Source organism: Candidatus Desulforudis audaxviator MP104C, assembly GCF_000018425.1.
Classification (GTDB): Bacteria; Bacillota; Desulfotomaculia; order Desulfotomaculales; family Desulforudaceae; genus Desulforudis; species Desulforudis audaxviator.
The window spans coordinates 1858745-1870335 of sequence record NC_010424.1; the positions used below are offsets into that span (position 1 = coordinate 1858745).

Below are 11591 nucleotides of genomic sequence, written 5' to 3' on the forward strand. Positions count from 1 at the left end.
CACGTCCCTGAAATCACCGTGCCCGCCGGGTTAAAGCGGTGTGCGGCTCAACTCCTGGTAGGCTTCCAGAATTCTGTTCCGCACCTCCACGGCGAGCTGCATCGTCAGTTCCGCTTCGCGCAAGGCGATAATCACCTGGTGTACGTCCTGCACTTCGCCGGCCAGAAACTGGCGCACGGCGGTGTCCGCCCGGACCTGACTCTCGTTCAGCCGGTTCACCGCCTCGTTCAAAATTCGCCCGAAGTCCCCGCCGGTGTGTGCGGCCTGGCCGCCGGAACGGCGGCACCCGTCCGTCCCCAAGGCCGGAACCAGGGGCGCCCACGCGGTTTCCTTGATCACGCGCCTTCCCCCCTCACCTTAACCGCGGCCCAGTTCCAGGGCGCGCTGGACCATCTGCTTCGCGGCGTCGAACGCGGCCGCGTTCGCCTCGTATGCCCGGCTCGCCCCCATCAGGTCCACGAATTCCCGGTTTAAGTCCACGTTCGGGTACTGTACGAATCCGGCCGCGTCGGCGTCCGGGTGCTCCGGTTCGTGCACCGCTCGAAGCGGACTCGGATCCTTGACCACCGCCGTGACCCGCACGCCGGCACCGGCGAAGCCCCGCCCCCGGAACCGTTCCAGGTACTGGGCGAAAACCGGCACTTCACGCCGGTAGGGACCGCCTTCCCGGGTCCGGGTGGTATGCGCGTTGGCGATGTTGTTGCTGATCAGGTCCAGGCGCAGGCGCTCCGCGGTCATCCCCGAACCGCTGATCCCGAAACTCTTGAACAAGCTCACGCTGACCTACCTCCCGCCCCTGATAACCTGGGAGTAAATGCCGTACTTGCTGGACCAAAACTGGCCGATCGCCCGGTACCCCAGGACGTTGTCCACCAACTCCACCATTTCCCGCTCCAGATCGACGTTGTTGCCGTCCGCCCGCTGGGAAGTCCCCCGGACAATCTCCACCTGCGGCCCGTTATCGTCACCGGCCCGCCCCGCCAAATGGCGGGGATCGGTCCGCTTCATTCGAACGGCGGAATCGTCGAGGGCCGCCTGCATGAATGCCTGGAAATCGACCCGGGAGCGCTTGAAACCGGGGGTGTTCAGGTTGGCGATGTTGTGCGCGATCACCCGCTGCCGGACGGCTTGCCCGTCCAGCGCCCGCGCCAGCAGGGACATCACCGGATCCTTGCCGATCATCTCCATTCCCCCTTGTTCAGATTACGGTCATTCGACACATTGGTACATCTTTCCCCTCTTGGACAGAACTTTCAACAATTATCTTATAGGTCCTGCTTTGTGCGCAACTGCACAGTTAAATCGGAACCGATAAAAACCGCCCCATAGGGCGGCTCCGCGAAAGTAATAACCCCAGCGGCTCAGCCGTCCTATTCCCCATGGAACTTAAGGACCCGTAGCTTTGCGTCCCGGACTTTCGTACCGGTTTGCCCTTTCGGGGTATATGCAGCTAGTGGCACTTTTTCTCCAGGCTGGTACATCCTTCCCCTTTGCGTACAGTTTAACAACTTCTTTCGAATTCCTTCCTTACAGACGCAGAAAAATCTGCAAAACAAGCAATTTTTTTTCATTATTCCGAACCTTATTCCGCGCTCAGGGGGGGGGGCACCGCCGGCCGCCAGTTCGTATTAACTTATATTGATCGGTTGGTATTAATTGACGGGTTTGACTGGTGGGAACGCGGGTCGTAACGAGCCAACGCTTTTTGTGGTACAATACAGAAAAACCCGGCTTGAACGGGATGAAGCACGATGAGCACGGTTGCAGAACAAATCCGAAACCAGATCAATCTGCCCGGGACGTTTTTCCGGCGTCACGGCATACAATTGGCCTTTGTGTTCGGCTCCGCCGTAGATGGCGGAACACAGCCGCCAAAAGACCTGGACGTGGCCGTGTTGTTTGCGCATTATAGCTTTCCGCGCTACCTCGGCGCCCGGGATGAGCTGCAGCTCCGCTTAAATCGCCGGAATGTGGACTTGGTCGTTTTGAACCGCAGCAGCCCGGCGCTGAAAATGGAGGCCCTGATCAAGGGGGTTTTAGTATACAGTAAGGATACACGGGCATTTGCTGATTTTGCCGTCAACACCTGCTTTGAGTTCGAGGACTACCTCTTTTTTAAGCGGGAATACCAGATGTTCTGGAGGAAGCGACTGCGGGAGGGGCTGCTGGTGGCTGAAAAACGCCTGAATCAGGAACGGATTGAAACGTACTTGTCACAAGTGGAGCAGGCGGTGCAGCGCTTGCAGGAACTAAACGAACGCTTTTCGTCTTTTGTGGAATTTGAGCGCGACCCGGACACACGGGATTTGTGTATCCACCACCTGCGCATCGCTCTGGAATCGGTGCTTGATGTCTGCCGGCACTTTCTCGCCGTCAAAGGCGTCGCTCTGAATGAGTACGACACCACCCGTCTGATCGCACTGGCCGGCGAAAAAGGACTACTTGACCGTCAATTCGCCCAGCAGATCAAGGGTATGGCCGGTATGCGCAACGCAATCGTGCACGTATACTGGCGCTTGGACTACCATGCGATCTATGAAGCAGTCACCAGGAACTTAAACGATTTCGGTGAATTCGCCCGCCAGGTGACTCTGTACCTGGATCGCTCCCAACCGGCAGCGGGTAGATGAGCGGTTGTTACGAACCGGCAAACAAGTCTCGTTCCGCTCCACCCCCGCCCAAAACCAGGGAGGAAGGCATGCGCTTTATTCCGTACGGCCGGCAAGCCATCGATGAAGAGGACATCCGGTCCGTTGTAGAAGTCTTGCGCTCGGACCGGCTGACCCAGGGTCCGAAAGTGGCCGAATTTGAAGAAGCATTGGCCGCCTACTGCGGAGCCCGTTATGCCGTCGTCTTTTCCAGCGGCACGGCCGCCCTGCACGGGGCCTACTTCGCGGCCAGGGTGCAACCCGGGAGCGAGGTGATCACCTCGCCCATTACCTTCGCGGCCACCGCCAATGCCGCCCTTTACCTGGGCGCGAAGCCGGTTTTCGCCGATATTGAACCGGACACGGCCAACATCGATGTCACGCGGATCGAGAATCTCATCAACAAACGCACTCGTGCCATTGCCCCGGTACATTTCGCGGGGCAGCCCTGCGACATGGACGAAATCCACCAAATCGCCCGGCGCCACGGCCTCTACGTGATCGAAGACGCCTGCCACGCCTTGGGCGCGACCTACAAAGGGCAGCGTATAGGCAGCCTTTCCGATATGACCGTCTTCAGCTTCCACCCAGTGAAGCACATCGCCACCGGCGAAGGCGGTGCCGTCCTGACCGATAACCCGGATTTCGTCCACAAACTCCGGATGTTCCGGGAACATGGGATCACCCGCGACGCTGCCTTACCTGGGAGCACCAACCCCGAAACAGAACCGGACCCCTGGTATTACGAAATGCAGCACCTCGGGTACAACTACCGCCTCACTGACATCCAGTGCGCCCTGGGCATATCGCAGTTGAAAAAACTGGACGGGTTTTTGGAAAGGAGAAGGGAAATCGCCCGCACCTACGACCGGGCGTTCGCCGAAGTACCGGCCATCCGCCCGCCGGCCCAAAAGCCGGACCGGGAATCCGCCTACCACATCTACGTGGTGCAGATAGACTGGAAGGCAATCGGCAGAACGCGCCGCGAGGTGTGCGCCCTGCTGCGGCAAAACGGCATCGGCACCCAGGTGCACTACCTGCCCGTTTACCGCCACCCCTACTACCGGAGCCTCGGCTATCCGGCCGGCCTCTGCCCGCGCGCCGAGGCCTACTACGAGGCCGCCCTCACCCTGCCGCTGTTCCCGGCCATGACGGACGAAGAAGTCCAATGGGTCATCAAGGCGGTGGGCCGGCTCGCCACCGGCACCCGTTGATTTATAAGGTCGGCCGGCTACACCACCTTCTGCCGCACGTGGGCGTTGATCTTCAAAAGCTCCGGCTCCCGGTCCAGGAGCGCCAGTACGTCGCGGATCTCTATGATTCTCCCCGGCCGGTACAGGCGGTTGTAGATTTCTTCGATTAGTCTAAAGTCAGCTTCCTCGTCCACACATAGGCGCCAACCAAGGCGCTGCAATTCCGGCGGCGCCGGATACCGGGCGCACCGGAACAGTTCCGGATGCCGGTAAATATACAGTGTGACGTGCTCGCGCGCCGGGGCGCCTTGAGCCAGGCGGTGGGCCCGGTCCAATGCCTGGCGGCTGAAGACCTCGGTATCCAGCCCCCGGGGCAAACCGCTTGAAACCCCGGCTCCCACGTAGTCGAAATCATGGGCCAGGAAATACCGTACTACCCCGTCAACCGTATTTGGATCGATCAGGGGACAGTCTCCGGTCACTCTCACCACTAAGTCGGCCCGCACCATTTCCGCCGCCTCCGCATACCTGGCCAGCACATCTTCTTCGCTGCCGGCATACCACGCCACGCCGGCCTGCTCGGCCAGGTCAATTATAGGTTGGTCCTGGGGCAAGGCGGTGGTGGCAATCACAATAGTGTCTAAAGTCCTGGCTGATCGCAAACGCTCAATTATGTGAGATAGCATAGGCCGCCCGGCAATCGGTTTGAGGACTTTCCCCGGGAAACGTGTAGAACCGGTGCGGGCCTGGACGATGCCCACTGTATACAAAGCTCAAAACCTCCTAAACGATATGCCGCTTAAGGGGTCGAGTCCCCTTTGGGCCCCAGGGGGACTGTCCCCTTCCTTAAAATATCAACCCACCATATTCCAGGTAAGAGGGGTGCCGGCAGGAATATCTCTCGTGGCTCTGCGTCCCCGTACATCTTTTAAGTGCCGCGGATGCAAGCCGTGTCCCGGCCGGATGGAACGTACGTTTTCGGCGGTAAAAACTTCTCCGGTCTTCATATCTTTCACCACAAAAAGCGAGCGCCTAAAAACCCTGTTCGCAGCTTCCCGTTCGCTCACGCCGTAGTGAACTTCACCCAAGGCTTTTTCAGCGGTACGGATAGCCTCCACCATTGCTTTGAACTCGCGCGGTTCTAGTGAAAAAGCGCAGTCCGGACCCGGCATGTTCCGCGAAAGCGTAAAGTGTTTCTCCACGATACAGGCACCCAGGACCACGGCGGCCACGGGTACGGCAATGCCAAGGGTATGGTCGGAAAGTCCCACCGGCACACCGAAGGATTCAGCCAGATGTGGAATGGTACGCAGGTTCATCTCTTCAGGCGGAGAAGGATAGGCACTGGTGCACTTAAGCAGGGCGATCTGGGGCGCTCCGGCATTACGGGCCGCCCGGACAGCTTCTTCGATCTCCCCCAAGGTAGCCATGCCTGTAGAGATAATCAATGGCTTGCCGGTACGAGCCATCTTTTCTATGAGGGGGATATCCACAATCTCAAAAGAGGCGATCTTGTGCACCGGTACCCCTATCTCTTCCAGGAAATCCACGGCCGTTGGGTCAAAGGCCGTTGAAAACAACTCTATACCAATTTCGTCCGCAATCTTTTTAAGCTTAGGCTGCCACTCCCAAGGCATGTAGGCTTCGCTGTAGAGTTCATAAAGGGTTCTTCCGGCCCATAGGCTGCCGTCTTGGTGGCGAAACAGGGGAGATTCAGAGTTGACCGTAATAGTATCTGGCGTATAAGTCTGTAGTTTAACCGCATCGGCTCCAGCTTCCTTTGCCCCTTTTACAAGGGCAACTGCGTGTTCGAACGACTGGCTGTGGTTGGCAGAAAGCTCAGCCACTATGTAAGTCGGGTACCCGGGACCAACAATTCGGCCGTTAATTGCAAAATCAAACAGCATCGTTCCCTCCTTGACTAATGATGTATGAGATTAAAAAGTTGAAGCAACTCCGCAAGTTCAGTGATATGAACCTCGGCCTCACAATCGGTTTCTTCTATGAGGTTGTCGTTTCGCTTTAGATGAACGGGTAACATACCTATAGCTTTCGGCCCAGCGAAATCCTTGCTTGGGTCATTACCAACGTATGCCGCCTCGGTCGGTTGTACAGCCAGTCTCTCCAAAGCGTGCAGAAAACCAGTAGGGTCGGGTTTCCAATGATTAGGCCCTAGTTCATCCGTATAAACGATGACGTCAACTAGTCCCTCTAAGCCAAGCGCTTCTATCTTGCGCTTCTGAACCGAATGTAATCCATCTGTGACAATTCCCAATTTCACACCGTATTCTTTCAGCGTGGCAAGCACTGGTATAACATCAGGATATAATGTGATCTGCGGCTGGTGCGATCGATAGACACCTACTAGTTCCTCAACAAGTGCCGGACTATACAGGCCATAGCGATCCAGGGCCTTATCAAAGACCTTACCACGGCCTTCCGTAGAGAGGACCTCCATCATGGTCAAAAAGATGCCTTGCTCATCCACAGGAAACCTGTCGGCCACATAAGCAACAACAGCACGGAATCCACTGATGACAAAGGTACGCTCGTCGTAAAGCGTGTCGTCCAAATCAAATAATACCGCTTTAATGTAACCGGTCAATGTTATTTACCTCCTGCTCCCTAAGGAAGAGATCTGCCGTATACCGGAGCATAAGGTATCCATCTTCAAACTCGCCGATGGCTGGCTTAACCTCTTTTCCCATTACGAGACGGACCAACAAACGGGGCGTAAACGCACCGGCAGCGAAACCTAGGCTGGCCCCTCCACCATATCTAGGATTTACCTCTATGAACTTAACCTTGCCATCGTGCCAAAAGCATTGAATGGTATTATGTCCTATTAGCCTCAACGTGCTGGCAAGACGGACGGCCTCGTTGATGATATCCCAGTTCTTGCGCGTCCTACCAATGAACGACTCTCCGCCAAATACTGAGAGACGTTCCCGTGGAACCACGGTCAGTACATTCCCAGAAAAATCAGCAAACAGATCCATGGTATATTCCTGAGCCTCTATGTATTCTTGGATGATAGGCTCCTTCAGGCGATGCAGTAAGTAATCCAAGTCCTGAATGGAATCCACCCGGAAGGCCCACTTGCTTCCCTTTCCGAACCTTTCTTTAACAAAGACTGGGAATCGAGTGATGTTCTCCGTAGATGCATACGTTTTTGGAACAGAGAATCCATAAGTCTGACAGAACTCAATGAACAAGCGTTTGTCCTGGCATACCCTGACTACATCCACTTCTGGAACCATCACGCTAACACCCATGTTTTGGAACATCTCACGCAATTTTGCAAAGAATGGCAGTTCTTCATCCCGCGTGGGGATAATAAGTTTCACATCATGCCTTTGGCAGATCCTCTGGGCAACCACCAAGAAACCATGGTCGAGGCCAGGGGGGACTATGTAGCCCTTATCAGCAAAGTACAAGGCAGCAGACAATGGGCTGGCATCTATGGCTATCACCTGGCCGCCGCCTTCTTCAGACAAAGCACGCTGGAAGGCTTTGATCAACCCCACTTTGCGGGATGCGCTGGTAATTAATACGTTCATTGGCTATTTCACCATTTTAGCAAATAATAGACAATTACGGCCCACGCCGTTCCTGGCAAAGCACCTGTAAAGATTCCGGCGCAACTGCACTGGAATAGACAACTCAAAAGCCACGCGCTTCTCGTGACATTGGCTACCGACCTCAGGATTGCCCACATACACATCACCAAAGAGCAGGAATACTTCCATCGGGAAGTCCCCAAACATATCTACTACTTGGAAACCCAGCCGCTCCATAAATTGTGCTAGCGTCTCAAAGTTGAAGTAGTTGATGTGGTCCGGGATAGCAACCCACCACGGCTCCCCTCCCCCCAGTCTGCGGTAAGCACAGTCCTGGAGGACTGAGAAGTCGTTAGGAACCCTAACAGCCAACATGCTCTCCTCGTGCGTGAGCGAGCGGAGCTCTTGTAACAAGCCTGGGGGATCAAGCACATGTTCCAACACATTCAAGAGAGTCACAGCGTCAAAACGTTGTTCTGTTTTGCGGGAGCACTCCTCTATGGAATCGTATACGGTGATGCCAAATGACCTGGCTATCTCCGCTGCATCCCTCGATGGCTCCACACCCACCACGTGCCACCCCGCCTGTTGCATATATCGACAAAAGTGGCCAGGACCACAGCCCATGTCCAGCAACCAACGCTCCTGTTTATGGACTAAATGCTCGTCCAAAATGTCCCTTATGTCGCGCCACAAGGTTTGCGATAGCCATGCCAATTCTGAATCTGATTCTTCACCACCCTTTATCAAGCGTCGCAACTCAGGAACGCGCCCGCCAGTTTCCATGAAAGCGTAGTAATGTTCCCGGTAGAAATGCTCTAATTCCTTCTTGGTAGGGAGGGGGTCCAATCGGCGGTAGATATACTTCGGATCTACCACTACCGAGTAGTGCTTCTTCATCGCCCGATCCTTTTCTTCTCGTACAATATAATCCGGTGTATTCCGTCTTCCAAGGATATACTGGGCAACCATCCAGTTAAATTTTTGAATAGCGCCATATCCGCGCAACTAGCCTCAACCGGACCATCATACGGGAGGTCCTTCACTTGCAGGCTGCCCAGCTCTGATTGCAAGATAGCAACTACATCATCTATGCTTCTAGGTACACCAAAGCCTAGATTGATGACCCCACAGGCCCCACTGGATTCAGCAAGTCTAAGTAATCCTTCGGCTACATCGTCCGCGTAGATATAATCAAAACGATTGTTTCTGCCGTACACCTCAATCGGTTCTTCTTGCAGGGCGGAACGGATCCATCGTGAGATCACGTCCCGCGACCCGCAACCATACACCCGAAAGATGCGCGCTGAAACCGTGCGAAACCGCCCCTCGGTGTGTTGGATGAAATTCAACTCTCTTTCCGTAAAATACTTGGCCAAGCCCACGAGGTTCCTGGGGGCAATACGATCCGATTCTCTCAAGTAGCATACCTGTGGGACATTCAGATATTGCTCCGGGTCATAAACAAGGTAACTGGAGGCGAAAACGAAAACCTTCAGAGATGGCATAAGAGAGAGTGCTTCCAACAGCCTGTGCGATAACAAAACATTGTTCTCGAAACTTGTCTTCCAATAGCCCGGTGCTTCTTCGGTACGCTCGAAAGTTGCTGCTAAATGGAAGACGACCTCCGGGTTGAAGGTACAAACTTGCGCAGGTATCTCCCTGGAAAGGTCCACCTGAATATGGTCTACTTGATGTCCTAACTCATTGCCTGAAGCGATGTCTACAGAAAGCACTTCGGCTCCCAGAGAAATCAGACGCCCAACAAGCATTCTGCCAATGCCCCCTGCTGATCCGGTTACTAAGACTTTCTTATCTTGCCATTTCATGCCTGATTCTCCTTCTCTAAAGTTATTACCCGTGCAGAGCCAAACCCGTCCACCAAGGCACGCCCCGCCCTGCTCATAGCTGCACGCTGATCTCTGTTGCTAACTAACCCAGTTAGCACTTCAGCAATCCGACGCGGCTCGATATACCGATGCCCTCCCAGATTTACCGAAATGCCAGAGTTGGTAGATCCTTGGAGAAGCACTTTCTCCTGCTCTGCTTGACTCAGCCCAACAATTGGAACCCCCATAAAAGCCAACTCCCATACAGTGATTCCCCCCGCAGAAATCGCCACATCAGACCAAGCCATCAGTTCGGGCATGTTTGGCACATTGCTTTCGAGCCGGATATAAAATCTTAGTTGCTCCACAGCGGATTGCAATTCCTTATAATGCGAATTAGTTCCGCCAACTACAACCACCGCTTCCATCCCGTCTACCTCTACGAGTTGCAGTGCTTGGATTACCTTAAGGGTCACATTGTCAGGATCACTTCCGCCCAGCGTAACCAGCACCTTACGTGCCATCTCCGGGATGTTGCGTTGCCAGCCCTGCCACTTCAAAAACTCTCGGCGCAAGAGCACGTACCTGGTTCCCAGGAGGAGGCGGGTATATGATTCGCAAGAATAATTCAATTCTTCTGCGTGCAAGTTTTGATTCAAAACTACATCGGCGTAGTAGTGCTCAAGATGAGCCATATCGTCAATAATCAAGAGTTTATGTCCAGATGTTTTGACTCTTCGCTGATATTCTGAATCAAAGTGGTAGCCATCCAACACCACCCATGCTCCAGGATGTTGCGCCAACACATCCGAGGTGACCTTCCAATCAACAGGATTGGGATATGGTTGTGTCAACTTGATAACTATAAGCCCCTCATCGTGCAGACGCTGAAGCAGACCCTCACTTTCGCAGGCGGTAATTAATACCACACGCCCGCCACGATCTTTCCAGGCTTGAGCCAGGGCCAGGCAGCGCATTAGATGGCCTGTACCGATCCGCGTATTTGCATCGGCACGAATGATTAGTGTTCGGTTGTACCTCGATCCGGCAAGTAACAACTGTTTTCCCTTTCGCCGCCCGGTCAGCAAGAATGCCGCCTGTTCGGCAATGGACAAATCCGGTGCCTTTGAGTCGGCATCCATCGCCACCAGGCGCATACCGCTTCTGTGGGCTTTAAGAATGCTGGGAGAACTGATTGATCAGCTTCTGCAGCTGACCTTTTTCAAGCCATTGTTCGTTAGTATTGCTTGCATATTCCCATTCCTCCGGAACCGGTTGCCCTTGCTGTTCAATCTTGGACATCCAAAACGGAAAAGACGGTTTTACAACGAAAAAATCTCCACAATCCACAACGTTACGTGCCTCATCCTTAGAGATGAGCAATTCGTGCAGCTTCTCTCCCGGGCGGACGCCGATAAACCGAATCTCGCAGTGGGGACAAACAGTTTGGGCAAGATCCATAATCCGCATACTAGGAATCTTTGGTACAAAAACCTCGCCGCCCTGCATGTTCTCAATGCAATTGAGAACAAAAGAAACCCCCTGTTCCAGGGTGATCCAAAAACGGCTCATCCGCTCGTCAGTGACGGTCAAAGTCCCCGTCTTTTTCTGCTTGAGGAACACGGGCACCACGCTGCCCCGGCTGCCGACCACGTTGCCGTAGCGGACCACGCTGAATCTGGTGCGGCCACCGGCGTAAGAATTGGCCGCCACGACCAGTTTCTCCAAGCACAACTTGGTCGCCCCATAAAGGTTTACCGGGTTCACCGCCTTATCAGTGCTCAGGGCGATGACCTTTTGGACCCCGTTGTCGATGGCGGCGTCAATAACATTCTGTGTGCCGATTATGTTGGTCTGGACTACTTCAAAGGGGTTATACTCGGCCGCCGGCACCTGTTTGAGCGCCGCCGCGTGCACCACAACATCAACGCCGTAGAACGCCCGGTACAACCGGTTCTTGTCGCGCACATCGCCAAGGAAGTAACGTAGGCAATCGTATTTGGCTGGATCGAAAACCTGCTGCATTTCGTATTGTTTCAGTTCATCCCGGCTTAAGATAATCAGCCGGCGCGGTTTGTACCGTTGGAGCACCGTCTCCACAAATTTCTGCCCGAACGAGCCCGTACCCCCCGTGACCAGAACAGATCCGCCGTTTAGCACGCCTGCCCCGCCTCCGACCTTCACATCTTGAGATAATGAGCCTGGTTGCGTATTCTTAAGTGACATACTTCTACTCCAACCAGGAAAACCCTGCCCAACTGGAGAATTGTGCAAGATAGCGGGCGGCTGACAACTGAAAGATCGTCAAGATGCCTGGACAAGCAGCCGATTATGATTGCAGAGAGTAACACTGTTGTTGGC

General features: G+C 54.5%; 13 protein-coding genes and 1 riboswitch. Of the genes, 2 read left to right on the forward strand and 11 right to left on the reverse strand.

Annotated elements, in window-relative coordinates; all coding sequences use genetic code 11:
* Positions 1-30: 30 nt before the first annotated feature.
* The 3 genes from fliE to flgB are packed head-to-tail and all read right to left on the reverse strand — an operon-like array spanning position 31 to position 1182.
* Positions 31-339, reverse strand: coding sequence for a flagellar hook-basal body complex protein FliE (gene fliE, locus DAUD_RS08930; RefSeq protein WP_012302841.1), 309 nt, complete (start codon positions 337-339; stop codon positions 31-33).
* A gap of 18 nt (positions 340-357) precedes the next feature.
* Positions 358-777, reverse strand: a complete 420-nt coding sequence (gene flgC, locus DAUD_RS08935) for a flagellar basal body rod protein FlgC (protein ID WP_012302842.1) — start codon at positions 775-777, stop codon at positions 358-360.
* Positions 778-783: 6 nt separating this feature from the next.
* On the reverse strand, positions 784-1182 hold the full coding sequence (gene flgB / locus DAUD_RS08940; RefSeq protein WP_012302843.1) for a flagellar basal body rod protein FlgB: 399 nt from the start codon (positions 1180-1182) through the stop codon (positions 784-786).
* Between the two features lie 170 nt (positions 1183-1352).
* Positions 1353-1442, reverse strand: a riboswitch (cyclic di-GMP riboswitch).
* Positions 1443-1751: 309 nt separating this feature from the next.
* On the opposite strand from flgB, the gene hepT reads away from it, so the two are divergent.
* Positions 1752-2630 carry a type VII toxin-antitoxin system HepT family RNase toxin gene (gene hepT, locus DAUD_RS08945; protein WP_012302844.1) on the forward strand — a complete coding sequence of 293 codons (879 nt, stop codon included), beginning with the start codon at positions 1752-1754 and terminating at the stop codon, positions 2628-2630.
* Positions 2631-2698: 68 nt separating this feature from the next.
* Entirely contained in the window at positions 2699-3862 is a 1164-nt protein-coding gene (gene pseC, locus DAUD_RS08950; protein ID WP_012302845.1) for a UDP-4-amino-4,6-dideoxy-N-acetyl-beta-L-altrosamine transaminase, read from the forward strand.
* A 17-nt stretch (positions 3863-3879) separates the two neighbouring features.
* Here pseC and DAUD_RS08955 read toward each other — a convergent pair whose 3' ends face one another.
* From DAUD_RS08955 to pseB, 8 genes are all read right to left on the reverse strand, one after another.
* Entirely contained in the window at positions 3880-4602 is a 723-nt protein-coding gene (locus DAUD_RS08955) for a cytidylyltransferase domain-containing protein (protein ID WP_242647923.1), read from the reverse strand.
* A gap of 93 nt (positions 4603-4695) precedes the next feature.
* On the reverse strand, positions 4696-5748 hold the full coding sequence (gene pseI / locus DAUD_RS08960; protein WP_012302847.1) for a pseudaminic acid synthase: 1053 nt from the start codon (positions 5746-5748) through the stop codon (positions 4696-4698).
* Between the two features lie 14 nt (positions 5749-5762).
* Entirely contained in the window at positions 5763-6446 is a 684-nt protein-coding gene (locus DAUD_RS08965) for an HAD family hydrolase (RefSeq protein WP_012302848.1), read from the reverse strand.
* A complete protein-coding gene (locus DAUD_RS08970; protein WP_041570916.1) occupies positions 6430-7401 on the reverse strand; it encodes an ATP-grasp domain-containing protein in 972 nt (323 codons plus the stop codon). Before DAUD_RS08970 ends, DAUD_RS08965 begins: the two co-directional genes overlap by 17 nt.
* A gap of 3 nt (positions 7402-7404) precedes the next feature.
* Positions 7405-8301, reverse strand: coding sequence for a class I SAM-dependent methyltransferase (locus DAUD_RS08975; RefSeq protein WP_012302850.1), 897 nt, complete (start codon positions 8299-8301; stop codon positions 7405-7407).
* Complete coding sequence (locus DAUD_RS08980) at positions 8298-9230, reverse strand: NAD-dependent epimerase/dehydratase family protein (protein WP_012302851.1); 933 nt, start codon at positions 9228-9230, stop codon at positions 8298-8300. The genes DAUD_RS08975 and DAUD_RS08980 overlap by 4 nt, the downstream gene beginning before the upstream one ends.
* Positions 9227-10372 carry a UDP-2,4-diacetamido-2,4,6-trideoxy-beta-L-altropyranose hydrolase gene (gene pseG / locus DAUD_RS08985; protein WP_083756650.1) on the reverse strand — a complete coding sequence of 382 codons (1146 nt, stop codon included), beginning with the start codon at positions 10370-10372 and terminating at the stop codon, positions 9227-9229. Before pseG ends, DAUD_RS08980 begins: the two co-directional genes overlap by 4 nt.
* A 31-nt stretch (positions 10373-10403) precedes the next feature.
* Positions 10404-11390, reverse strand: coding sequence for a UDP-N-acetylglucosamine 4,6-dehydratase (inverting) (gene pseB / locus DAUD_RS08990; protein ID WP_041570917.1), 987 nt, complete (start codon positions 11388-11390; stop codon positions 10404-10406).
* Positions 11391-11591: the final 201 nt, after the last annotated feature.

Excerpts from the sequence above, each read along its gene's own strand:
- DAUD_RS08975 (WP_012302850.1), bottom strand. The coding sequence starts at position 8,301 with ATGAAGAAGCACTACTCGGTAGTGGTAGATCCGAAGTATATCTACCGC.
- pseG (WP_083756650.1), bottom strand. The coding sequence starts at position 10,372 with ATGGATGCCGACTCAAAGGCACCGGATTTGTCCATTGCCGAACAGGCG.
- DAUD_RS08980 (WP_012302851.1), bottom strand. The coding sequence starts at position 9,230 with ATGAAATGGCAAGATAAGAAAGTCTTAGTAACCGGATCAGCAGGGGGC.
- DAUD_RS08970 (WP_041570916.1), bottom strand. The coding sequence starts at position 7,401 with ATGAACGTATTAATTACCAGCGCATCCCGCAAAGTGGGGTTGATCAAA.
- flgB (WP_012302843.1), bottom strand. The coding sequence starts at position 1,182 with ATGATCGGCAAGGATCCGGTGATGTCCCTGCTGGCGCGGGCGCTGGAC.
- pseI (WP_012302847.1), bottom strand. The coding sequence starts at position 5,748 with ATGCTGTTTGATTTTGCAATTAACGGCCGAATTGTTGGTCCCGGGTAC.
- pseC (WP_012302845.1), top strand. The coding sequence starts at position 2,699 with ATGCGCTTTATTCCGTACGGCCGGCAAGCCATCGATGAAGAGGACATC.
- hepT (WP_012302844.1), top strand. The coding sequence starts at position 1,752 with ATGAGCACGGTTGCAGAACAAATCCGAAACCAGATCAATCTGCCCGGG.